At 67.8% G+C, this 23,374-nt stretch carries 21 protein-coding genes; 11 read left to right on the top strand and 10 right to left on the bottom strand.

What is annotated here, in order from left to right:
• Positions 1-41: 41 nt before the first annotated feature.
• Positions 42-926, bottom strand: a complete 885-nt coding sequence (locus tag JHL17_RS31325) for a LysR family transcriptional regulator (protein WP_200198576.1) — start codon at positions 924-926, stop codon at positions 42-44.
• 118 nt (positions 927-1,044) lie between these two features.
• Between JHL17_RS31325 and JHL17_RS31320 the strand changes: the two genes are divergently transcribed.
• The 3 genes from JHL17_RS31320 to JHL17_RS31310 all read left to right on the top strand — a co-directional run bounded on the left by JHL17_RS31320 (position 1,045) and on the right by JHL17_RS31310 (position 3,383).
• Positions 1,045-1,506, top strand: a complete 462-nt coding sequence (locus JHL17_RS31320) for a VOC family protein (RefSeq protein ID WP_200198575.1) — start codon at positions 1,045-1,047, stop codon at positions 1,504-1,506.
• A 74-nt stretch (positions 1,507-1,580) separates the two neighbouring features.
• On the top strand, positions 1,581-2,231 hold the full coding sequence (locus JHL17_RS31315; RefSeq protein WP_200198574.1) for an SDR family oxidoreductase: 651 nt from the start codon (positions 1,581-1,583) through the stop codon (positions 2,229-2,231).
• A gap of 318 nt (positions 2,232-2,549) precedes the next feature.
• On the top strand, positions 2,550-3,383 hold the full coding sequence (locus JHL17_RS31310; RefSeq protein ID WP_200198573.1) for an oxidoreductase: 834 nt from the start codon (positions 2,550-2,552) through the stop codon (positions 3,381-3,383).
• A gap of 17 nt (positions 3,384-3,400) precedes the next feature.
• Here JHL17_RS31310 and JHL17_RS31305 read toward each other — a convergent pair whose 3' ends face one another.
• Together JHL17_RS31305 and JHL17_RS31300 are read right to left on the bottom strand one after the other, a co-directional pair.
• A complete protein-coding gene (locus tag JHL17_RS31305) occupies positions 3,401-4,123 on the bottom strand; it encodes a metallophosphoesterase family protein (RefSeq protein ID WP_200198572.1) in 723 nt (240 codons plus the stop codon).
• A complete protein-coding gene (locus JHL17_RS31300) occupies positions 4,116-4,901 on the bottom strand; it encodes a nucleotidyltransferase domain-containing protein (protein WP_200198571.1) in 786 nt (261 codons plus the stop codon). Before JHL17_RS31300 ends, JHL17_RS31305 begins: the two co-directional genes overlap by 8 nt.
• Positions 4,902-5,063: 162 nt before the next feature.
• On the opposite strand from JHL17_RS31300, the gene JHL17_RS31295 reads away from it, so the two are divergent.
• The 3 genes from JHL17_RS31295 (at position 5,064) to JHL17_RS31285 (ending at position 8,515) form a co-directional block, all read left to right on the top strand.
• A complete protein-coding gene (locus JHL17_RS31295) occupies positions 5,064-6,689 on the top strand; it encodes a glycosyltransferase (protein WP_200198570.1) in 1,626 nt (541 codons plus the stop codon).
• 354 nt (positions 6,690-7,043) lie between these two features.
• Positions 7,044-7,613 carry a manganese efflux pump MntP gene (locus JHL17_RS31290; RefSeq protein WP_345773919.1) on the top strand — a complete coding sequence of 190 codons (570 nt, stop codon included), beginning with the start codon at positions 7,044-7,046 and terminating at the stop codon, positions 7,611-7,613.
• Between the two features lie 191 nt (positions 7,614-7,804).
• A complete protein-coding gene (locus JHL17_RS31285) occupies positions 7,805-8,515 on the top strand; it encodes a hypothetical protein (protein WP_200198568.1) in 711 nt (236 codons plus the stop codon).
• Positions 8,516-8,592: 77 nt separating this feature from the next.
• On the opposite strand, the gene JHL17_RS31280 is transcribed toward JHL17_RS31285, so the two are convergent.
• Positions 8,593-9,807 (bottom strand): alpha-hydroxy acid oxidase, encoded by a 1,215-nt coding sequence (locus JHL17_RS31280; protein WP_282189389.1) that lies wholly within the window; start codon positions 9,805-9,807, stop codon positions 8,593-8,595.
• 119 nt (positions 9,808-9,926) lie between these two features.
• On the bottom strand, positions 9,927-10,115 hold the full coding sequence (locus tag JHL17_RS31275; RefSeq protein WP_200198567.1) for a hypothetical protein: 189 nt from the start codon (positions 10,113-10,115) through the stop codon (positions 9,927-9,929).
• Positions 10,116-10,349: 234 nt separating this feature from the next.
• Here JHL17_RS31275 and JHL17_RS31270 point away from each other — a divergent pair, with 234 nt between their 5' ends.
• Both JHL17_RS31270 and JHL17_RS31265 read left to right on the top strand, forming a co-directional pair.
• Entirely contained in the window at positions 10,350-11,669 is a 1,320-nt protein-coding gene (locus JHL17_RS31270) for a nitrate regulatory protein (RefSeq protein WP_200198566.1), read from the top strand.
• A 378-nt stretch (positions 11,670-12,047) separates the two neighbouring features.
• Positions 12,048-12,302 (top strand): type II toxin-antitoxin system CcdA family antitoxin, encoded by a 255-nt coding sequence (locus tag JHL17_RS31265; protein WP_200198565.1) that lies wholly within the window; start codon positions 12,048-12,050, stop codon positions 12,300-12,302.
• 106 nt (positions 12,303-12,408) lie between these two features.
• Here JHL17_RS31265 and JHL17_RS31260 read toward each other — a convergent pair whose 3' ends face one another.
• On the bottom strand, positions 12,409-13,908 hold the full coding sequence (locus tag JHL17_RS31260; RefSeq protein WP_200198564.1) for a CoA-acylating methylmalonate-semialdehyde dehydrogenase: 1,500 nt from the start codon (positions 13,906-13,908) through the stop codon (positions 12,409-12,411).
• A 34-nt stretch (positions 13,909-13,942) separates the two neighbouring features.
• Positions 13,943-15,304, bottom strand: coding sequence for an omega-aminotransferase AptA (gene aptA, locus JHL17_RS31255; protein WP_200198563.1), 1,362 nt, complete (start codon positions 15,302-15,304; stop codon positions 13,943-13,945).
• Positions 15,305-15,428: 124 nt separating this feature from the next.
• Between aptA and JHL17_RS31250 the strand changes: the two genes are divergently transcribed.
• Positions 15,429-16,328: a LysR family transcriptional regulator gene (locus JHL17_RS31250; RefSeq protein ID WP_200198562.1), complete on the top strand. Its 900-nt coding sequence runs from the start codon at positions 15,429-15,431 to the stop codon at positions 16,326-16,328.
• Between the two features lie 18 nt (positions 16,329-16,346).
• Here JHL17_RS31250 and JHL17_RS31245 read toward each other — a convergent pair whose 3' ends face one another.
• The 3 genes from JHL17_RS31245 to galE are packed head-to-tail and all read right to left on the bottom strand — an operon-like array spanning position 16,347 to position 19,221.
• A complete protein-coding gene (locus JHL17_RS31245) occupies positions 16,347-17,573 on the bottom strand; it encodes a DUF2336 domain-containing protein (RefSeq protein ID WP_247893945.1) in 1,227 nt (408 codons plus the stop codon).
• A gap of 13 nt (positions 17,574-17,586) precedes the next feature.
• The gene (locus JHL17_RS31240; RefSeq protein ID WP_247893944.1) at positions 17,587-18,147 is read right to left on the bottom strand and encodes a MarR family transcriptional regulator; all 561 of its coding nucleotides are present in this window, start codon (positions 18,145-18,147) and stop codon (positions 17,587-17,589) included.
• Positions 18,148-18,207: 60 nt separating this feature from the next.
• Entirely contained in the window at positions 18,208-19,221 is a 1,014-nt protein-coding gene (galE, locus tag JHL17_RS31235) for a UDP-glucose 4-epimerase GalE (protein WP_200198560.1), read from the bottom strand.
• Positions 19,222-19,765: 544 nt separating this feature from the next.
• Here galE and JHL17_RS31230 point away from each other — a divergent pair.
• Together JHL17_RS31230 and JHL17_RS31225 are read left to right on the top strand one after the other, a co-directional pair.
• Positions 19,766-21,490 carry a type I secretion system permease/ATPase gene (locus JHL17_RS31230; RefSeq protein ID WP_200198559.1) on the top strand — a complete coding sequence of 575 codons (1,725 nt, stop codon included), beginning with the start codon at positions 19,766-19,768 and terminating at the stop codon, positions 21,488-21,490.
• Positions 21,487-22,842 (top strand): HlyD family type I secretion periplasmic adaptor subunit, encoded by a 1,356-nt coding sequence (locus JHL17_RS31225; protein ID WP_200198558.1) that lies wholly within the window; start codon positions 21,487-21,489, stop codon positions 22,840-22,842. Before JHL17_RS31230 ends, JHL17_RS31225 begins: the two co-directional genes overlap by 4 nt.
• The last annotated feature ends 532 nt before the right edge of the window (positions 22,843-23,374 follow it).

The raw sequence follows: 23,374 nt of genomic DNA, 5'->3' as shown, positions 1-23,374 counted from the left end.
CGCGCAAGCCAACCTTGCGCGCGGGCGGGGGGCGGGCATCCTCAGACCCGGAGCGCCTCGATGACTGCCCGCAGTCCGGCCGACAAATGCTTGCGGGTGGGGTAGTAGAGATACAGCCAGTCCTCGGGCGCGCACCAGGAGGCGAGGCATTCGATCAACTCGCCGCGCTCTATGAAGGGCCGCGCCCGCTCCTCCCAGACATAGGCCAGCGCCACGCCCGATCTGGCGGCCTCGACCATCAGTTCATGGTCGTCGAGCGACAGCGGCCCGGCCGGCTCGAACGCGATGATCTTGCCGGCCCGGCTGAATTCCCAGGCATAGGCCGCACCGCTGGGATAGAGGTTGCGGATGCAGACATGGTCCTTCAGGTCGGCGGGCGCCTTGGGAACCGGCCGCGTCTCGAAATAGGCCGGCGAGCCGACGACCGTCAGCCTCAGCCGCGGCTTGATCTTCACCGCCGTCATGCCGTCGCGCAGGCTTTCGCCCAGCCGGATGCCGGCGTCGAACCCCTCGTCGACGATGTCCACCAGCCGGTCGGTGGCGACGATCTCCAGCTCCAGCTTCGGGTTCTGCGCGATCAGCGTCCCCATCACCGGGCCGAAGACGAAGGGCGCGATGGAGTTGGGCGCATTGATCCGCACCTTGCCGAACGGCGTGTCGCGGAACTGGTTGAGCGCGTCCAGCGCCGAGCCGATCTCGCCGAAGGCCGGCGAGAGCTGGGCCAGCAGCATGGCGCCGGCATCGGTCAGCGACACGCTGCGGGTGGTCCGGTTGAGCAGCCGGATGCCGACGCGGGCCTCGAGATTGCCGACGGCATGGCTGATCGCCGACGCGGTGACGCCGCGTTCCTCCCCGGCCCGCCGGAAGCTGCGGTGCCGCGCGACCGCATCGAAGGCGGCCAGTTCCGAAAGGTCGGTGGTGCGCATTACTGAAATCCACTCAGCATTGATGAGAGAACTGTCTAACTAATCAGCGTAATCGAAAAGCGGCAGATTTCTCCTCGCAAGCCCGGCGGGTGCCGGGCCAACCCAGAGGAGAAAGAGCATGGCCGACTTCGTTCCCCCCGCCCGCAACGCCGCGTCCCCCTTCGCCGACATGCGCGGCCATCATGTGGCGGTCCGCACGCCGGACCTCGAAACCGCCAAGCGCTTCTACGTCGACACGCTCGATTTCCGCGTCGTCGCCGAGTGGGATTATGCCGACGAGCAGCTGGCCTATCTGGCGCCGCCGACCGACGACCATTTCTACATCGAGGTGCTGGGCGGCGGCGACCCGACCCCGCAGGACGTGCGTCCCTACAGTGACCTCGGCGACAGCCTGAAATATGCCGGCTACCACCATTTCTGCCTGAACGTCGACAGCGTCGACCGCACCGTCGAGACGCTGCGCGAGCGTGGCGTGACCATCGTGACCGAGCCGTTCGAACTGCCGGCGATCAGCCGCCGGCTCGCCTTCTTCTGCGATCCCTTCGGCAACCTGATCGAACTGGCCGAACTGCTCGCCTGAACCGCTTCCCGCCGGCTGCGCCCCCGGTCGGGGGCGCCGGCAAATTTCTTGGCAAATCCCGTGAAGGAATCGTCATGACCAAAGCCATCATGATCGTCGGTGCCGGTCCGGGCATCGGACAGGCCGTCGCCGGACGCTTCGGCCGCGAGGGCTGGACCGTCGTGCTGACCGCCAGGAACCCGGAGCGTCTCGCCGGCCTCGCCGCCGACCTGTCCGCCCAGGGCGTGACCGCCCATGCGATCCCGGCTGACGCCACCGACCCGGCGGCGCTCCGCGCGGCGCTCGACGAGGCGGACCGCCTCACCGGCGGCCTCACCGCCCTCCATTTCAACGCCGCCGTGGTCCGCCGCCAGGACCTGTTCAGCATGACCGACGAGGAGGTCGCGCAGGATCTGGCGATCAACGTCACCGGCGGACTGCATGCCATCCGTGCCGCCACCACTCTCTTCGATGGCCGGACGGGGACGATCCTGGTCACCGGCGGCGGCCTCGCGGTCGCCCCGCACGAGAGCTACGCCAGCCTCGGCGTCGGCAAGGCGGCGCTCCGCAACATCGTCCAGGCACTTGCCGAACCGCTTTTCGGCAGGGGCGTGCGCATCGCCACCGCCACCGTCGCGACGCTCGTCAGCCCGGGATCGCGGGAGGCGCGGGACGTCGCCGACCTCTTCTGGCGCCTCGCCACCGATGCGGATGCCCCCTGGGAAATCACCTATCCGCCGACCTGAACCCGACATTTTCGGAGGGATCGATATGCACGGCATATCACTCCCTCTCCCGCCTCGGGAGAGGGAAGGGGCCCATGGCATCGCCATGGGAAGGGTGAGGGGCTATCCAAGAATCACAAACCGCATGGTTCCTTGCATGACCCCTCACCCTCCCCACGCCTGACGGCGCGGGTTCCCCTCCCTCTCCCGGGACGGGAGAGGGCAATTGGCTGCGTGCCGCACCAGGATAACGACGATCCCAGCGTCTGCACTCTTTGCAAGACTTGACGATCACACGGCGATCTCGATGCCCAATGATGATTTGAGGAGCAAACCACCATGAAGACCTGGTTCATCACCGGCGCCTCGCGCGGCTTCGGTGCGCTCGTCGCCGAGCGTGCGCTGCGAAAGGGCGACGCCGTCGTTGCCGCCGCCCGCAATCCGCAAGCCGTCGCCGACCGGTTCGGCGACCATCCCAACCTGCTCCCGGTCGCGCTCGACGTGACCCGCGAGGATCAGGCAGCCGCCGCGGTGGCTTCCGCCGTGGAGCGTTTCGGGACCATCGACGTCCTGCTCAACAATGCCGGCTTCGGCCTGATGGGCGCCGTCGAGGAGGCGAGCGCCGCCGAGGTCGAGGCGGTCTACCGCACCAACGTGTTCGGCTTGCTGAACGTCACCCGCGCGGTGCTGCCGCAGATGCGCAAGGCGCGGTCCGGCCGCATCCTGAACATCTCCTCGATCGGCGGCTATCGCGGCGCTGCCGGTTTCGGCGTCTACAGCTCCACCAAATTCGCAGTCGAAGGGCTGTCGGAGGCGCTGCACGCCGAGCTGGCGCCGCTCGGCATCCATGTCACCGTCGTCGAACCCGGCTATTTCCGCACGGATTTCCTCGACGCGGCGTCGCTGTCGGTCAGCCCGGCCATCATCGCCGACTATGCCGAAACCGCCGGCAGGGTCCGGACCATCGCCGCCGGTCTCAACCATGCCCAGCCCGGCGATCCCGCCAAGCTGGCCGATGTGCTCGTCAGCTTCGCCGATGCCGCCGACCCGCCGGTTAGGCTGCCGCTCGGCAGCGACACGGTCGCGGCGATCGAGGCCAAGCACGCCGCCGACCGGGCGATCCTCGATGGCTGGCGCGGGGTTTCGCTGTCGACCGACTTCGCGCCGGCTTGAAGCCCGATCTGCCGCCCTCAGACCTCGATCAGCGCATAGGGCCGTCCGGTCTCCTTCGGGATCGTCTGCGCCACGTTGTAGACCGGCGTCCCCCGCAAGGTTTTCCCGCTGTAGCTCCCGTGATGGGCATGCCCATGCGCCACCGCCCGCACGTTGTCGAAGCGGTCGATGGTCTCGGCCAGCCGCGACGATCCCAGGAAGGGGAAGATCTCCGTCGGTTCCCCCTCCACCGTCGCGGCGATGGGGGCGTAATGCAGCACCACGAACACCCGTTCGGTGTCGAGCTGCCGCAGCGCGCTCTCCAGCCGCATCGCCTCGTTCACCGCCTCGTGGACGAACTGCTTGATCGCCGGTTCGCCGAAGCTGTCGAGCATGCGGTTGCCGAAGCCGCCGCCGAAGCCCTTCACCCCGGCGAAGCCGACCCCGCCGATCTCCTGCGGCGCCCCGTCGAGGAACCGCACCCCGGCCTGGGTCAGGATGTGCTGGACCTCCTCCAGATGGCCGCATTCGTAGTCATGGTTGCCGAACACCGCGACCACCGGAATGCCGATGGAACGCAGGGCGTCGGCCAGGATCTCGGCCTCGCGCGGCTTGCCGTGGTTGGTCAGGTCGCCGCACAGCGCCAGCACGTCGGCCTTGCCGGCGATCTCCTGGAACAGCTCGCGATAGGGATATTGCGTGGTCTCGCCGACATGGATGTCGCCGATGGCGGCGACGGTCAGCCTGCGCTGCTCATCCATTCCCGGTCTCCTTCAGGCCCTGCTTGGTTCCCTCCTCCCCGACCACGTCGGCGAAACCCCATTCGGTGACGTCGATCAGGTAATCCTCGCGCGAGAAGAGCCGGCCGCGGCAGATGCGGGTCTGGGCGACCGGCAGCTTGGCGCGCTCCTGCATCCGTTCCAGCAGCTCCGCCACCAGCCAGTCGGGCACACGGTCGCGCTCGGTCGGATAGATGAAGCGGAAGTTCAGCAGGTGGATCAGCAGCACCTCCCAATGCTGTTCCATATGGGAGAGCAGCCTTTTCCAGTCGATGCTGTCGTGCTGCTTCAGGATCATGTGGACCACGTCCGGCCCATCGTATTTGTGGCGCATCTGGACGAAGGATTTGGAGAAGATCATCTCGGTCGGCGCCACCAGCCGCACGTCGGCGCCGCAGATCACCGCCCGGTGCTCCTCCTTGAACCAGCGGTCGGTGACCGGGTTGATCGCGACGGCGGAATTGAAGATGACGTCGAAGAACAGCTCGCCGTGCCTGACCTTGCCGATCCAGCGCTCGTCCTCGATCTCCGTCTCGAAGCCATGGTCCTGGAAATGGGAGAGGATGCGCGGGAAATCGCCGCCGCGGCAGAAGATGTCGATGTCCTTGGTCGGCCGGGTGATCCCGGTATAGGCGCTGACCGCATAGGTCCCACCCAGCAGGAACGGGATGCCCGACTGGATCAGCAGCTTCAGGCTTTCGGTATAGAAGGCCTCGGCCTCCGCGCTGACGGTGGCGCTGCCCTCCCGGAGTACGCTCATGGACCACTCCCCGTTGCATGCCGATGCAGCACGTCGTCCCGGTACAACAGGGCAGGGCGGGAAGCGTTGCGGGGAGAGGTTTTCCCCCGCCGTTCGGCCGCTCCTTGCCTGGCATGGCGTAATTTGATTTGGTGCGGCCGACCGGCCTTACTGGAGCGCGCCATGGATGTATCCACCAGGAAATCTGCCGAGGATTTCGCGGATGCCGTCGACGCGCTCGCCGCCGCGATGCGTCGGCCGGTCGAAAGCGGCTCGGACCTGAGGGCGATCGAGGCGCTGCTGGAGCCGCTCCGCCAAGCGCTCCCGGCCGGCCGGGCGGAGGCAGTCCTGCGGCTGGCCGGGATGGTCCAGGAGGTCGATCCGGTTTTGCGCCTGTCGGCGCTGGCCGCGATCACCGGCGATCTGCGCCACTATGAAGACCTGTTCGATCTGGTCGAAGCGCAGTTCGAGCAATCGGACTTGGACAGGCTGCTCCACATCCAGTGCTGCATCGGCCGCCAACTCTTCCTGATGCGCATGGACGCGGCGAGCCGGCCGGGCTTCTTCGAGGACCGGCTGTTTCCGTATTACATCCGCCTGATCGGCGCGATCCGCCGCCGGCTCGGCATCGATCCCCGGCCCCGCCCGCCGGGCAACCCGGCCACCGGGCGGGTCATGCTGGTGACCAACCAGTTCCTCTCCCTGCGCCATCAGCCGTCGCGCGACCTGCTGTCCTATGCGACGGTCCTGGAGGAACGCTGTGGGCGGGACGTCGTCATTCTCAACACCAACATCATGCCGGCCGACCTCCACAGCCTGTTCGTGCCGTCCTTCGCCGCCAGCATCGAGCCGGCGTTCGACGGCAAGCAGGTGATCGAGGCGGAGGGCCGGTCCTATCGGATGCTGTCCTCGACTGGCCGCGCGCTGACGCGGGACAAGGTCGACTGGTTCCTGCGCGCGGTCGACTGGCACGACCCGGACGTGGTCGTCTCGCTGGGCGGGTCGGTCGTCGTCGCCGACCTGCTGGCGGCGGCCCGTCCCACCCTCTGTATTCCCACCACCAGTGGCCTCACGCCGTCGCTGGCCGGCATCGTGCTGGATTACGGCGGCGGAAGCCGGCCGGCCGGCGGTCCGCTCGCCGCCTCGTGGCGGCCGTCCCGCTTCCTCTTTTCGCTGATCGGCACCCCGCCGCCGGTCCAGGCCGCGCCCGCCCAGATCGCAACCGACTGGACCGCAACGGCCAGGGCGGAAAGCCGGGCCGGCTTCGGCCTGCCGGACGACGCCTTTCTGTGCGTGGTGATCGGCAACCGGCTGGACGAGGAGGCCGATGGCGCCTTCCTTTCCATGCTCGACGCCCTCATCGACCGGGTGCCGCGGGCCGCGGTGGCCTTCGCCGGCGAAGCGGCGGCGCTTGCCGGGCGCCTGCACAGGGCTCGGCATGCCGGTCGGCTGTTTCCTCTGGGCTACGTGAGCGACATGACGACCCTCCTGCGGGTGGCGGACGCCTATGTCAACCCGCGGCGCACCGGCGGCGGAGCGAGTGCGGCGGCGGCGCTGGCCGCCGGCGTCGTCCCGGTCTCGCTGCCGGCGGGCGACGTGGCCGCCGTCATCGGCCCCCGCTTCGTCGTGCCCGACTATGCTGCGGCCTTGGACCGGCTCGCCCTGCTGGCCGAGGATCCGGCCGCCTTCGCGGCGGTCGCCGCCGAAGCCCGGAGCCGAGGGGCGGGGCGGGCCGACCCGGCCGAGGCCGCAGCGGCCCTGTCGCGTTACCTGGACGAAGCGGTCGCGGTGCACCGACCTCTCCCGTGACCGCCGGTGAGGATGCGGCAGCGATCCATAGCCAAGGCTATAGAATGAAATATTTGTCATCCAACAGTAATTACCTGAAGTTTCCCGTGATAGAGCGATGGATGTGGCGGCCCTTGAAGTGAAGATAAATGTTCGCTCCGGCGGTTGACGCATGGTGACTGCCGATATATGGTCGCCCGCAGTTGGGGAGTAGCTTCCGGCGCCTCGCCGGGGACGTGTCAACATTCTTGCGCTGGCTCCAGTGCATGGCACGTTCAGTGGACGATCGTCTGCCTAGCGAGACCAGTGTGTCCGGGAATCCGTGCCGGCCGGATTCCGGGCATGCTGATCCATGTGCCCGGCAGGAAGCGCTCCGTGACTCCTCTTTCCATTGCGGTCCTCTCGCTCAGCATGTCGGCCGACGCCTTCGCCGCCTCCATCGGACGGGGGGCGTCGCAGCGCCCCAGCGTCTCCGTCGCCCTGAAGGGCGGACTGGTGTTCGGGGTGGTCGAGGCCATCACGCCGCTCGTCGGCTGGGCGCTCGGGCTGGCGGCGGCCAGCTATGTCGCCGCCGTCGATCATTGGATCGCCTTCGTGCTGCTGTCCCTGGTCGGCGGCAAGATGGTCTGGGAAGGCTTCCAGCCCGAGAGCGGCGATGCGGAGCAGCGGGCGCGGCGCGCGAGCCCGTGGACGCTGGTCGCCACGGCGGTCGGCACCAGCATCGATGCGGCGGCGGTCGGGGTCTCCCTGGCTTTCCTCGGGTCCGACATCGTCACCATCGCCCTGTCGATCGGCTTCGCCACCTTCGTCATGACCACCATCGGCATGCTGATCGGCCGTGCCGTCGGGCACCGTCTGGGCAAGACCGTGGAGGTGCTCGGCGGGCTGGCGCTGATCGCGCTTGGGAGTTCGATCCTGGCCGATCATCTCGGCCTGTTTGCCTGACCGGGCCTGCGGTCCTCATCGCCCCTTTCCGGCTGCTCAAGCAGGGGCGGCATGGAGGGGCAGAGGGGGCGCGATGACCGGCGAAAGGCCCGGGCCTCCACGGCCAAAACCGAAATAAGTAAAAAAGCAGTTGAATCAGAAAAAATTCCTATAACATGCCCGCGTCATTTTCCAGCCGCGGAGTTCCGACCATGCCCATCGACACCCGGACCCTCAAGGACGACCATTTCCCCTGCTGGGCGGAGGAGCCGCCGGCGCCCACCGAAGGCTCGCTGGTTCCCGGCTCCCAGTTCCATGAGGAGCAATGGGTGATGGCCGCCGGCATGCTGGCCCGCGGCAGCAGCTTCCTGTCCGTCTCCCGCGCCATGGGCTGCGGCCGCACCACGCTGTGGCGGGCCTATTACGGTTCCAAGGACTTCCGCATCCGGGTCTGGTGGGAGCGCGAGGCGTTGAACCGCGAGGCCGAACTGCGGCTGTCCTCGCTGCGCATCCTGGTGGCCGAGCAGATCGAGCGGCTGGTCGCCGCCGGCGATTCGGCGACGGTGCGCTGGCTGGCCGAGCGGCTCGGCCTGTTCCCCGGCCTCGATGCCACGCGGAACGCTCCCCGGAGCATCCCGGACGCCGGGCGACCGCTCGACGCGCAGCCGCCCCGTCCTCGATCTCCCCGGCCCGAGGATCCGCCCGCCGTCACCGTTCCGGAACTCGACGACGACATCCCCGGCGCGTTGCGCGAGCGCACGCCGCCCGATCCGGCCGTCATCGCCGCCATCGTCGCCCACCCGGAAACGGAAGGCCCGAAGGGCGTCTTCCCCTGGACCTTCAACCCCGACGATCCCTTCCCCAGCCTCGCCGCCGGACCGGTCAGCCGCCGCGCCGACGGTCCGTTCTCCCGGCGCCGGTAGGCCGGGCGGGATGGAACATCACCCGGATTCCTGTTCCACGCTGTTCCATCGCTTCGAACAGGAGGCCCCGGTCCCGGTCACACCCTGAAGTCAGGCTTCCCGGCTAGGATGTTGGATGTGACGGTCTTGATGTCGCGCAACCCGCACATCGCCATGGTCACGTCCATCTCCTTGCGGATGATCTCCAGGCACTGGGACACGCCGGCTTCGCCGCCGGCGCCCAGCCCATAGAGGAAGGCGCGGCCGATGAAAATGCCCTTGGCGCCCAGCGCCAGAGCCTTGACCACGTCCTGGCCGGAGCGGATGCCGCCGTCCATCAGCACCTCGATGCGGTCGCCCACCGCCTCGACGATGGCCGGCAGGGCCGAGATGGAGGAAACGGCGCCGTCGAGCTGCCGGCCGCCATGGTTGGAGACGATCAGCGCGTCGGCTCCGGTGTCGGCCGCCATCACCGCGTCCTCCGGGTCGAGGATGCCCTTCAGGATCAGCTTGCCGCCCCAGCGGTCGCGGATGCGGCGGACGTCGTCCCAGTTCAGCGTCGGGTCGAACTGCTCCGCCGTCCAGGAGGACAGCGACGACAGGTTGCTGACGCCGGTGGCGTGGCCGACGATGTTGCGGAAGGTGCGGCGCTGGGTGCGCAGCATGTTGATCGACCAGCGCGGCTTGGTCGCCATGTCCAGGATGTTGCCGATGGTCAGCTTCGGCGGGGTCGACAGCCCGTTCTTGATGTCCTTGTGGCGCTGGCCGAGGATCTGGAGGTCCAGCGTCAGCACCAGCGCCGAGCAGCCCGCCGCCTTGGCCCGGTCGATCAGCTTGTCGATGAAGGCGCGGTCGCGCATGACGTAGAGCTGGAACCAGAAGGGCTTGTCGGTGTTCTCCGCCACGTCCTCGATCGAGCAGATGCTCATCGTCGACAGGGTGAAGGGAACGCCGGCCTTGGCGGCCGCGCGGGCGGCCAGGATCTCGCCGTCGGCATGCTGCATGCCGGTCAGGCCGGTCGGGGCCAGCGCCACCGGCATCGCCACCGGCTGGCCGACCATGCTGCTGGCCAGCGTCCGGTTGGTCATGTCCACCGCCACGCGCTGGCGCAGCTTGATCCGGCCGAAGTCGGACTCGTTGGCGCGATAGGTCGACTCGGTGTAGGAGCCGGAATCGGCATAGTCGTAGAACATCCGCGGCACGCGCCATTCCGCCAGCTGCCGCAGATCCTCGATGCAGGTGACGGGCCGGTCGGTGAACAGGTTCGCCCAGCGCGACGGCGGCCGCGACGAGGGCATGCGAACGGAGGTCATGGGACGTGTCTCGACGGTTGCGCGTGAAACGGAAGGGCGTCGATTTGGCCACTCCCTCCGCGCACCGTCAAGCCATGGCTGCGGCAAAGCCGCCACTTGGCCGGCCGGTATCCCGCGGCTCAGCGGGCCGGCTTGCCTTTCCGTTTCGGCTTGTCCTTCGCCTGTCCGGACTTCGGCGGCGTCATCATGGCCTTCAGCGCCGCCGACTGGTTGCGCTTGGCCGCCGACATCGCCGCGGTCGTCCACATGCCGGCGGCGCGGTTGGCCCAGGACAACCACGCGCTCATGAAGGGGTTCTTGGTCATCATGGCAGCGACTCCGGAACAGGGGACGGCTGATCCCACAACAGCGCCCGGCCGCCGATGTTGCACTGCACATCATCGCGCCATTCAGGCGCCCAAATTTGTGGCATTGACGCTGCATTCCTGGGCAGTTGCGCGAACGCTGGTCAGCCGACGCTGCCTGCGAATGCCATGCCTCCCGCTGGCATATCCATTGCGTACAGGGCCGTGGGATAGGGTGTCGTCGGGGGAACAGGCCGCATGGATACGGAGCGTGAGACCAGGGGAAAAGGGACGGGCGCCGCCGCGGCGCGGTTCCTGCGCGCGGCCAGGCTGTGCCGCATCCGCGACGTCGAACAGCTTCTGGCGGTCAGCGCCCTGGTCCGCGATCTCAGCGCCCTGATCCATGCCCTGCAGAAGGAGCGCGGCGCCTCCTCGATCTATCTGGGGTCCAGCGGCAGCCGCTTCGCCGCGGACCGTGCCCGCTGGCAGGGCGATGCCAAGGCGCTGGAGGCGGTGCTGCGCAGCCGGCTCGGCCTCGTGGACGAGCAGCTCGACCGCCTCAGTTCGGGCGCGCAGTTCTACAACCGGGTGGCCATCGCGCTCCATGCGCTGGACGGGCTGCCGGTCCTGCGCGAGCAGGTGTCGTCGCTGGCGCTGGTGCCGCAGGATTCGGTGAAGGCCTTCACCGACGTCGTCGGCCATCTGCTGTCCGTGGTGTTCGAGGCGGCCGACATCGCCGCCGACCCGGCGATCTCCCGCGCGCTGGTCGCCCTGTTCAACATGGTGCAGGGCAAGGAATTCGCCGGGCAGGAGCGGGCGACCGCCAGCGCCGGCTTCTCGCGCGGCCGCTTCGACGGGGTGGAGCATGGGCGGCTCGCCCACCTGATCGACGCCCAGAACCGCGCCTTCCGCATCTTCGCGGAATTCGCCGACCCGGCCCATGCCGCCGCCTTCCGCACCGCCCTGGCCGACCCGGCGGTGGCGGAGGTGGAGCGGATGCGGGCGGTGGCCCTTGGCGCCGATGCCCGCCATGGCGAGCTGTCGGGCATCACGCCCGAGGTCTGGTTCGAGCAGGCGACCCGCCGCATCGAGCTGTTGAAGACGGTGGAGGACCGGCTGACCGAGGATCTGCGCCGGCTGTGCGAGGCCAAGCTGGCCCAGGCCCGCGCCGACCTGGAGCGGGCCGACGGAAGCGGTCCCGACGCGGTGATGCCGGTCGCCATGCTGCTGGTCGATGCCGATCCGGCGCTCGCCGGCCAGGAGGGCGCCGGCCTCTACGCCCCCGACGGGCTGCGGCCGAAGCTGATGCGCTCGGTCCTCGACGTCATGCAGGCCCAGTCCCAGCGGCTGCGCGACGTCAGCCTGGAACTGGAGACGGCGAAGGCGGCGCTCAACGAGCGCAAGGTGATCGACCGTGCCAAGGGCCTGCTGATGTCCACCCGCAACCTGTCGGAGGAGGAGGCCTACAAGCTGATCCGCAAGACCGCGATGAACCAGAACAAGCGGATCATCGAGGTGGCGGAGGCGATCCTCAGCATGTCCGACATCCTCCGCGGCGTCACGGCCGGGGGAGGGTGAAGAGGGGGCTGTCGCACATGAATATGATGTTCTTTACAAGGAAACCCGTCATCCCCGCGAAGGAGCCTGTGAAAAAATCAGTCACTCACTGAGAGAAGCCCCAAGTTCGAACCACGTCGCGTTGGATCGCATCGTGCGCGTCCCTCGGCCGTCATTCCCGCGAAGGCGGGAATCCAGTCTTCACAAGCACTTGTGTTGGAAATCCTGGTTCCCCGCCTCCGCGGGGATGACGAGTAGGAGATGTGCACGCCTGTCAGATCAGGGCTTTCTCATATAAGTTCGATTTCTTCACAGGCTCCTTCGCGGGGATGACGAAAGTCTTTTCAAAAGAATGCAATGCTCATATGCGATTGCCTTGGGGTGAAAGGGGAGGGACCGATGCCCGTTCCGCGGCTACCGTTCGATGCGTCCGCCCCGAAACGGGCGACCAACGTCAGCCTCAACAGCGACCTGTTGGAGCAGGCGAAGGCGCTGGGCGTCAATGTCTCCCGGGCTTGCGAACGTGGCTTGGCGGAGCAGATCGCCGAACTGCGCGACAAGCAGTGGCTGGAAGAGAACCGCGAGGCCATCGCCTCCTCCAACGCCTATGTCGAGGCGCATGGCCTGCCGCTGGCGAAGCATCGGCCCTATTGATGGCGAGGTTCGACGTTTACCGGCCGGCTTGGCCTGTTGTCGGAGGATTCGCCAATCATCATCGTTGGAGTGAGGGCCGGACATGCCATCCGGCCCCACTTCTGCCTCACTTCATCGACGGGAAAGCGAACTGGGCGCCCTCGCGGACTCCGCCGGTCGGCCAGCGCTGGGTGACGGTCTTGCGCCGGGTGTAGAAACGGACCCCGTCGGGACCGTAGGCCGACAGGTCGCCGAACAGCGACCGCTTCCAGCCGCCGAAGCTGTGGTAGGCGACCGGCACCGGCAGCGGCACGTTGATGCCGACCATGCCGACCTTGATCATGTCGCTGAAATAGCGGGCGGCCTCGCCGTCGCGGGTGAACAGGCAGGTGCCGTTGCCGTATTCATGGGCGTCGATCAGGTCCATGCCCTCCTGCATCGTCTTGACCCGGACCATGCACAGCACCGGGCCGAAGATCTCCTCGCGGTAGATGGTCATGTCCGGGGTGACGCGGTCGAACAGGCAGCCGCCCAGGAAATTGCCGTTCTCATGCCCCGGCACCACCAGCCCGCGGCCGTCCACCGCCAGGTCTGCGCCTTCGGCGACGCCCTGGTCGACATAGGCCTTCACCTTCTCGTAATGCGCCCGGGTGACCAGCGGCCCCATCTCGCAGCCGGCCGAGGTGCCCGCCCCGACCTTCAGGTCGCGCAGCGCGACCGACAGCTTGTCCTTCAGCCGCTCCGCCACTTCGTCGCCCACCGCGACGACGACGGAGATCGCCATGCAGCGCTCGCCGCAGGAGCCGTAGGCTGCCCCCATCAGCGCGCTGACGGCGTTGTCCAGGTCGGCGTCGGGCATGACGATGGCGTGGTTCTTGGCCCCGCCCAGCGCCTGCACCCGCTTCCCATGGGCGGTGGCGGTCGCATAGACATACTCGGCGATCGGCGTCGAGCCGACGAAGCTGACGCCCTGCACCCGCGGGTCGGTCAGCAGCGTGTCCACCGCCTCCTTGTCGCCGTTGACGACGTTCAGCACGCCCGGCGGCAGGCCGGCCTGCTCGGCCAGCTGCGCGATGTAGAGGGCGGCGCTCGGGTCGCGCTCCGACGGTTTTAGGATGAAAGTGTTGCCGCAGGCGATGGCGATGGGATACATCCACAGCGGCACCATCGCCGGGAAGTTGAAGGGCGTGATTCCTGCAACGACTCCCAGCGGCTGGAACTCGGACCAGCTGTCGATGGCCGGCCCGACATTCTTGGAGAACTCGCCCTTCAACAGCTCCGGCACGCCGCAGGCATATTCGACATTCTCGATGCCGCGGGTCAGTTCGCCGAAGGCGTCGTCCAGGACCTTGCCGTGCTCCTGGGTGATGAGCGCGCAGACGCGCTCGGCATTCTCCTCCAGCAGCTGCTTGAAGCGGAACATGACGCGGGCGCGCTTGGCCGGCGGCGTGGCCCGCCAGGCCGGGAAGGCGGCCTCGGCGGCGGCGATCGCCTCCTCGACCGTCTTGCGCCCGGCGAGCGCCACCTGCCCGGCGATCTCGCCGGTGGCGGGGTTGACGATGTCGGCGGTGCGGCTGCCGGCGGGGGCGTCGGTCTTGCCGCCGATCAGGTGCGGAACGATGGGCATTGGGCGTTTCCCGGACTGTAGCGTGTGGATGTGCTTAGGTGGTCGCCTGGATCGCGTCGGCGACGACGTTGAACAGCCGGTCGAGGTCTTCGCGCTCGCTGATGAAGTGCGGGCCGAACTGCAGGGTGTCGCCGCCGTAGCGCACGTAGTAGCCGGCGTCCCAGCACTTCATGGCGATCTCGTAGGGCCGCCGCGCCGGTTCGCCGGGCAGGGGTGCGATGGTGACGGCGCCGGCGAGGCCGCAGTTGCGGATATCGGCGACGTTCTTCAGTCCCTTCAGCCCGTGGATCAGATCCTCGAAATGCGGCATCAGCGCCGCCGCCTTGTCGGCCAGCTTCTCGCGCTCGAACAGCTCCAGCGCGGCGAGACCAGCGGCGCAGGCGACCGGATGGGCGGAATAGGTGTAGCCGTGCGGGAACTCCACCAGATATTCGGGCCCGCCATTGTCCATGAAGGTCTGGTAGATCTCGTGGCTGGCGACCACGGCACCCATCGGCACGGCGCCGTTGGTCAGCCCCTTGGCGACGTTCATGATGTCCGGCACCACGCCGAAGTAATCGGCGCCGAAGGCGGTGCCCATGCGGCCGAAGCCGGTGATCACCTCGTCGAAGATCAGCAGGATGCCGTGCTTGGTGCAGATCTCGCGCAGGCGCTGGAGATAGCCCTTGGGCGGCGGCAGCACGCCGGCCGATCCGGCCATCGGCTCCACCACCACCGCGGCGATGTTGGAGGCATCATGCAGGGCGACCAGATCCTCCAGCGCATCGGCCAGATGGGCGCCTTCGTCCGGCATGCCCCTGGTGAACAGGTTCTGCGGCAGCAGGGTGTGCGGCAGATGGTCGGCATCGACGCCGGTGCCGAACAGCTTGCGGTTGCCGACGATGCCGCCCAGGCTGGTGCCGCCGAAATTGACGCCGTGATAACCCTTCACCCGGCCGATCAGCTTGGTCTTGGCCGGCTGCCCCTTCATCCGCCAATAGGCCCGCGCCATCTTCAGCGAGGTGTCGGCGGCTTCCGACCCGGAATTGACGAAGAAGACATGGTCCAGCCCGGCCGGCGTCATCGAAGCCAGCTTGTGCGCCAGCTTGAAGGCGGCGGGGTGGCCGTGCTGGAAGGCCGGGCTGTAGTCGAGCGTGGCGATCTGCTGCGCCACCGCGTCGGCGATCTCGCGGCGGCAATGGCCGGCGCCGCTGCACCACAGGCCGGACAGGCTGTCATAGATCTTGCGGCCCTGCGCGTCCCAGTACCAGGCGCCTTCGGCCTTCACCATGACGCGCGGGTTCTTCTTGAACTCGCGGTTGGCGGTGAAGGGCATCCAATGGGCGTCGAGTTCCTCGCGCGTCAGGCCGCCGGTTTTATCGAGGGCGCTGCCGATCTCGTTGTCCAGGGGGGCCATGACGCCGCTCTCCTCATGTGGTCCGGGGATGATGAGGAGGAGTGTGCCGTCCGGTTCGCTGTGGTTAAATCCAAACCATGCGAACTTCACGTAAGCCATGGCTTACCCGAACCCGAGCCGTCCCATGAGCAAGCCCGCCCGCCCGTTGCCGTCCGTCGCCGACGCCGACATCCGGCTCCTGCGCGTCTTCACCACCGTGGTGGAGTGCGGCGGCTTCTCCGCGGCGGAGGTCGAGCTGAACATCAGCCGGGCGGCGATCAGCCAGCATATGGCCGACCTGGAACGGCGGCTCGGCCTGTCGCTCTGCCGGCGCGGGCGGGCCGGGTTCCTGCTGACGGAGGAGGGGCGGCTCGCCCACGAGGCGGCGCTGCGCCTGCTGGCCGGGCTGGAGAGCTTCCGCAGCGAGATCAACGCGGCGCATGGGCGGCTGCGCGGCGAACTCAGCATCGGCATCACCGACAGCCTCGTCACCATGCCGCGGATGCGGGTGACCAACGCGCTGCGCGGCCTGAAGCGCGAGGCGCCGGAGGTCCGCGTCAACATCCGCATGATCCCGCCCAACGAGATCGAGCGCGGTGTGCTGGACGGCCGGCTGCATGTCGGCGTGGTGCCGGAACGCCGCGCCCTGCCGGGGCTGGAGCGCCTCGACCTGTACGAGGAGGAATCCCGGCTCTATTGCGGGCATGGCCATCCGCTGTTCGATGCGGCCGCCGTGACCCGCGAGACGGTGGAGACGGCCGACGCCGTCGCCCCGACCCAGTCGCAGCCGCCCCATGCCCTGACCGCCACCGCGACCGCCACCGACCGCGAGGGCGTTGCCTTCCTGCTGCTGACCGGCTGCTACATCGGCTTCCTCCCGGTGCATTACGCGGCGCACTGGGTGGAGCGCGGCGTCATGCGCGCCCTGCTGCCGGACAGCCACCATTACCGGGTACAGTTCAGCGCCGTCACCAAGAAGGGAGTCCCGCCCAACCTGGTGCTGGAGCGCTTCATGGATCTGCTGGAGCGGACGGAGGAAGCCTGACGATCACTGCCCTGGGGATCACTGAACCGTGCGCACCGGCGAGAAGGGCAGGCCGGCCTGATCCAGCGCCCGGTCGATCACTTCCTCCGACTTCTGGTCGAACAACTGCAGCAGCAGGTCGTCGACCATCCAGTCGTTGGTCGGGGTGCAGGCGGTGAAAAGCTCGCTGATGACCTCCGCCTGGAAATCTTCGCGGCCGGCATCGCCGCCCTCATACTCCAGGCGCTTGGCGACGCCGACCGCGACCTGGAAGGGATGGGTCAGGCCGGGGGCGACGGTCGCCTTCTTCATCAGCGCCGCCATGCCCAGCTCGCCGTCGTCCCAGGCGAGGCGGCGGGCATTCTCCGGCGGGACGCCGGCGCGCGCAGCCATGCCGGCGACGAACAGGGCCAGGTCGCCGGCGCACAGCGCGCGGAACAGCAGGACCGGCGTCAGGCGGCGGTTGGTGTGCAGCCACTGGATCACCGCATCGATGTCCTCGGCCCCGCGCAGCACCGGGCGCAGCATGCGCATGGTCGCCGCTTCCCGGCCACGCTCCACCAGCCGTTCGACCAGCTCGCGCGACAGGCCGTGCGCCTGCATCAGCGTGGCGCGCATGCTGTCGGAGACGAAGGCGACCACCCGCTCCACCATCGCCAGCGACAGGCCGGGGCGGGTCGCCGCCGCCTCGCTGACCATGCGGACGCGGCCGAAGCGGTCGAGTGCCCGGCTCATCGCGCTGTCCGGCACCTGGGCGCCGTCGTTGCGCAGCAATGCCGTCACGGCGATGACGTTGCCGCGCTCGGCGATCGCGCCGGAAACGCGGGCGGAGACGGTGGAGCGGCTGGCGACCGCCACATGCTTGCCGGAATCGGGATCGGACAACACGTCCAGCAGAAGGTCGTCGGTCAGCCCGGCGGCATCGCGCAGGATGGGGAAGGCCACCCGGCCGACGTCGCGGACCAGCCGCTCCGCCAGATCCCCGGTCAGCAGCGGGCTGTTGCGCAGCTGCCAGGCCACTGCCTCGCGCACCGCCACCTGGGCGTCGCCGGCGAAGCAATGGACCACCTCGATGGCCAGTGACCGTTCGGCCGGGCTCAACGCGCCCGCCTCCAGATCGTGGAACAGCTTGTTCATCGTCTCGATCCGCGTTTCCGCGTTCGGCGAGACGAGCAACCGCTCCACGTCCTTCGACGACAGGCCGTTGGAGTGGGGGGCGTCTGGTTGGGCGGCGGCGTGTGGCATCATGGCACCCGGCTGCGGCATCGGAGGAGCACCTTCAATCGAAATCGAGGCAGGAATAGCGGACCATGTCGCCCCACAGCCGGTCGAGCCGGCGGAGCGTGCGGTAGCTGGCCTTCAGGTCGCGGACTTCGGTCTCGTTGCGCACCAGGGCTTCGGCCTGCGCCTGCTCCATCCGCCGCAGCCCCTCCCACAGCTCCCGCCCCTTGTCGGTCAGCTGGAGGCGGGCGGTGCGGCGGTCGCGCTGGTTGGCGGCGCGGTTGATGTAGCCGGCATCGACCAGGATCTTCAGGCTGTAGGAGGCGTTGGATCCCAGGTAATAGCCGCGCTCCATCAGGTCGCGGACCGACAGTTCGTCCTCGCCGATCAGCATGACCATCAGCGCCTGCACCGGCCCGATGTCCTCGACGCCCTGCTTGGACAGGCCGACGCGGACGACGTCGAGATAGCGCCGGTGCATCCGCTCGATCAGCCGCGCCATGCCGTGGAAGTCGGCGAGGTCCAGTTCCTCGCCCGGCTTGCGGCCCTCCTGGCCCGGGGCATTGTCGTCCGGTCCCGGTTCGGGTGCGTCGTCATCGTCCCAGTTCAGGTTGCTCATCGCGTCCATGATCCCGACTCAACCCCCGGCTCAACCATTGCCGTGTCCTTCTCGCTCAAGTCACTCTGCCGCGGCGGCGAGGCCGCGGAAGCCATGCGGATGCGCGCTGCGCCATGCCCAGGCGCTGCCGATGATGCTGTCCAACTCCGGGAAGCGCGGCTGCCAGCCGAGATCGCGGCGGATGCGCTCCGACGAGGCGATCAGCACCGGCAGGTCGCCGGGGCGGCGGGGTCCGGCCTTCACCGGCACGGTCTTGCCGGTGATGCGCTCCACCGAGGCGATCACCTCGCGCACGCTGTAGCCGGTGCCGTTGCCGAGGTTGTAGCGGACCGACCGTTCCTCCAGCGCGTCCAGCACCCGCAGATGGGCGTCGGCCAGATCGCAGACATGGATGTAGTCGCGGATGCAGGTGCCGTCCCGGGTGTCGTAATCGTCGCCGAAGATCTCGATGTGTGGGCGCTTGCCGGTGGCGGCGTCCATCACCAGCGGGATCAGGTGCGTCTCCGGATTGTGATCCTCGCCGAGCCGGCCGTTGGGATGGGCGCCGGCGGCATTGAAGTAGCGCAGGCAGGCGGAGCGCAGGCCATGGCAGCGGTCGGCCCAATGCAGGGCGCGCTCGATCATGAACTTCGATTCGCCATAGGGGCTGCCGGGATCGATCGCCTCGTCCTCGTCGATGGGGATCCGCTTGGGCGAGCCGAACAGGTTGGCGGTGGAGGAGAAGACCAGCTTCATCACCCCTGCCTTCACCGCGGCGCGGATCAGGGTCAGCGAGGTGACGGTGTTGCCGTGCAAGTAAGCGTGCGGGTCGCGCATCGATTCGCCGACCACCGAAAGGGCCGCGAAATGGAACACCGCGTCGAAGCGCCATTGTCCGAACACACGGGCCAGCGCCGCCTCGTCGGCAAGGTCGGCCTGGACGAAGGTCGCCTCGGGCGGAACGGCGGCGGCATGGCCCTGGCGCAGGTTGTCGAACACCACGACCCGGTGGCCGCGGTCGAGAAGCTCCGCCACGCAATGGCTGCCGACATAGCCGGCGCCGCCGGTGACGAGGACGGTTTTCGAAGTCGTCATGGACTGGGTTTCCTTGAACCGGATCTCGGGCCGCATCCGGAATCGGGCGGCCGCTCAGGGTGGAAGGAAAGCGGGGGGCGGTGCGGGGGGCCGGATGGGGGGATCACGGCGCCTCGTGCAAATTCATCGCGTCGCAGCATGCACGATCTCGGCGGGGTCTTACCAGATGGCCGTAACGACCGGAACGAACGGCCTAGGACCTTGGTAGAAGCTTGGTTTCCTCTATTGTTATCAATTACTTGATCTACAGTTGCTACCCCTTTTTCGGAAACTGGAAAGGGGTGCGTACCGAAACTTGTCACACGTCTCTAAAATGTCTCCGGTGTAAAGCTTGAGCGTGCCAAGTCCGCCGACGCCTCCCCCCGCGTCAGGATCTGTCCAATCATAGGTGGCCGCCCCTTCGTCGGGCCGGCCGCATCCGGCGCCCCCCAGCCGGCCTCCTGTCCCGCGTCCGTCGCCGCCGGCAGCTTTTTCCGTTCGTCCCGCTCTCCCCGATTATCGGCGCCGCGTCAGGTGGCGAATCCTCCTTCAGGAAGGATCGAAGATGAGTTCCGTGGATCGGCCCCTGCTGACCCAAGCCTACCGGAAGATCGGACAGGGCCTGTTGCTGGCCGGCGTCCTCAGCCTGTTCGTGAATGTCCTGATGCTGGTGCTGCCGCTCTTCACCATGCAGGTCTATGACCGGGTGATGAGCAGCCGCAGCCTGGAAACGCTGACGATGCTGGCGATCATCGCGGTGGGCGCGCTGGCGCTCTACGGCGTGCTCGACTTCATCCGCGCCCGCGCCTTCCTCGTGACCAGCGCGGTGATCGCCCACCGCTTCAACGTCCCGGCGCTGGAAGCGTCCATCGTCGACGCGCTGTCGGGCGGTCCGCGCAACGCGGCGCAGACCATGCGCGACCTGAACGACCTGCGCAGCTTCATGACAAGCAGCGCCGTGACCGCCCCGCTGGAATTGGTCTGGGCGCCGATCTTCCTGGCGATCCTGTTCCTGCTGCATCCGGTCTACGGCGTGCTCGCCATCGTCTCGGCCCTGGTGCTGCTGGTGATGGGGGTGCTGACCGACATGCTGACCCGACGGCCGATGGCCCAGGCGAACGAGGCCTCGGCCCGCGTCTTCGCCGACATCGCCGGCACCGTCCGCCATGCCGAGGCGATCGAGGCGATGGGCATGCTGCCGGCGCTGGCCCGGCGCTGGCAGTCGGCGCAGAGCGGGTCGGCCGGGATGATCGACCGCGGCGCCACCCTGTCGCGCGGGCTGGCTGCCGCCTCCCGTTCACTGCGGATGATCCTGCAGGTCGGCGTGATCGCGGCCGGCGCCACCCTGGTGATCGACAATCTGGTGACCCCCGGCAGCATGATGGCCGCCGGCCTGATCACCGGCCGGCTGCTGCATCCCTTCGAACAGCTGGTTGACGGCTGGCGGCAGTGGGTGAAGGCGCTGGAGGCGCATCGCCGCATCCGCGACCTGCTGAACAACGGCGCCTCGGCCCGCTCCACCATGCCGCTGCCGCAGCCGCAGGGGGCGCTGACCGTCGACCGGGTGACCCATGTGCCGGCCGGACTGAACCGCCCGGTGCTGCGCAACGTCTCCTTCGCGGTGGAGGCGGGGCAGGTGCTGGGGGTCATCGGCCCGTCGGGCGCCGGCAAATCGACGCTGGCCCGCCTGCTGGTCGGCGTCTGGCAGCCGACGGCCGGCGGCATCTATCTCGACGGCACCAGCACCTATCTGTGGGAACGCGAGAGCTTCGGCAAATATGTCGGCTATGTGCCGCAATCGGTCGCTTTGCTGGACGGCACCATCGGCGAGAACATCTCCCGCATGGCCAGCGCCGACCCGGCGGAGATCGTCCGCGCCGCCCGGCTGGCCGGCGTGCACGAGATGATCGGTCGATTGCCCTTCGGCTACGACACGCCGGTCGGCGACAGCGCCTTTTCCCTGTCCGGCGGTCAGCGCCAGCGCATCGCGCTGGCTCGCGCCCTGTTCGGTCGTCCGCGCCTGCTGGTGCTGGACGAGCCCAACTCCAACCTCGACCATGACGGCGAGCAGGCGCTGCTGAACGCCGTCCACAAGGTGAAGGCCGACGGAACCACCGTGGTGATGATCGCCCACCGTCCTTCCATCGTGGCGATCGCCGACAAGCTGGTGGTGATGAAGGACGGTGCCGTCGAGCATTTCGGCGCGCGCAGCGACGTCCTCAAACTGGTGCAGCCGGGCGGCGTTCCCGCCGGCGTGACCCGACTCGTCCGCAGCGGAGAACAGCGATGACCGGCCAGACTCCCCTCCTGTCGTCGCAGTCCGCCTGGACCGCGACCATCGAAATGGCTCCGGTGGAGCCCTCGCTGCGCGGCACCGCGCTGGCCGGTGCGCTGGCGGTGTTGGTCGGGTTCGGCGGCTTCCTGACCTGGGGCATCACCGCCAGCCTGGACAGCGCGGCACTCGCCGCCGGCACGGTGATGGTGGAAAGCCACCGCAAGACCGTTTCACACCTGGAGGGCGGCATCCTGCGCGAGTTGTTGGTCACCGATGGCGACCTCGTCCGGGCCGGCCAAGTGCTGCTGCGGATGGACTCCACGCAAAGCCAAGCTGTGGTGGCGCAACTCCAGGGGCAGTATTGGACCGCATTGGCCCGGCTCGGCCGGCTGCGTGCCGAGCAAGCGGACGCGCCGAACTCCCTCTTCGCCGACGAACTGGTGAAGGCTGCGCGCGACAATCCGGTGGCGGCCGAGGCGATGGCGGTGGAGGAGCGGCTGTTCCGGTCGCGCCGTGACAGTTACGAGGCGCAGCTGGGCATCCAGCGCCGCCAGATTTCCCAGCTGCGGGATGAGATCGCGGCACTGGAGTCCCAGCGGGTCGCCACCGCCGACCGGCTGCGCTACACCCAGGAGGAGTCGCGCGTGGTGCAGGGCCTGCTGGCCAAGGGCTACGAGCGCAAACCGCGCCTCCTGGAGCTTCAGCGCAACGTCGCCGATTCCGAAGGCCGGCTGGGTGAGCTGATGGCGAACAAGTCCAAGGCGGAACAGGCTATCGCCGCCGCCGAACTGACGATGATCAACATCGCGAACACTCGCCGGTCGGACGTGTCGACCGACCTTCAGACAGCCCAGGCCAGTGTCTCCGACCTGTCGGAACGGCTGCGCAGCGCCGACGACGTGCTGCTGCGCCAAGCGGTCACCGCACCCCAGGCCGGGCGGGTCACGGGCCTGAAATTCTTCACCTCAGGCGGGGTGATCCCCGCCGGCGCCGGCATCCTCGACATCGTGCCGCAGGACGACGCCATGATCGTGGAGGCCCGCGTCTCCCCACACGACGTCCAGAATGTGGAGGTCGGCAGCAAAGCCATGGTGAAGCTGACCGGCTACCGCCAGCGCGCCGTGCCGCCGGTGGCGGGGCAGGTGGTGTCTCTGTCGGCCGACCAGCTTGAGGACGACCGCACCGGGGCCTATTATTTCGCGGCGCGGATCAGCATGGATGCGGCGGAGCTGAAGGCCCTGCCCAATGTCGAACTGCATCCCGGCATGCCGGCCGAAGTGATGATCCACGGCCATGCCCGCCGTGCGATCGACTACTTCCTCACGCCGTTGACCGATGGCCTGCAGAGAGCTTTCCGCGAAAAATAAGCGGAACAGCCATCCCCCCGGCCCTCCCCCGTTCGGGCCGGTGTGGGCTGGGGTCCTTGTGCGGGCTTCCATCCCCCCTCAAGCGGCCCCGTGGAAGGGCCGGCGTCCCCCACGCCGGCCCTTTTGCACGTCTGTGGCGAGGGAAAAGGGCGCCTGTTTCAAGACGCTCCTGTTTCGCCGCTCCGGTAACTTTATGCAGTCCAGACGATATTTTAAAATTCGTTCTTCACCAAAAAAAGCCTTTCCTTTCAAAACGGAAGATTTGCGGTAGTCTGGTAATGAAATGCGGGCCAATACGTCATTTTTCAGGATTGAAACTGCTTAGAAATTCGAAGCAAATCAGAATAACTGTCTTTTTGAAAATATCGACAATGCGTTCTACTGCAAGAATCCTCTGTCTTGACTCAACTTTCTCTTCCATGAGGCCAAGTTTTATCACACTATCCGCCCGATAGATTTGGTTACACCGAAAGGCGAGCTCAGCCTTTTCGAGCGAGGCCAAAAGAAGGCCCAAAAATCCCAATCACATCGC

Source organism: Azospirillum endophyticum, from assembly GCF_016595245.1.
In the GTDB taxonomy this organism is placed as follows: Bacteria; Pseudomonadota; Alphaproteobacteria; order Azospirillales; family Azospirillaceae; genus Azospirillum; species Azospirillum endophyticum.
Note: the sequence above shows the minus strand (reverse complement) of the source record. Positions and strands in the feature narration are given on the sequence as shown.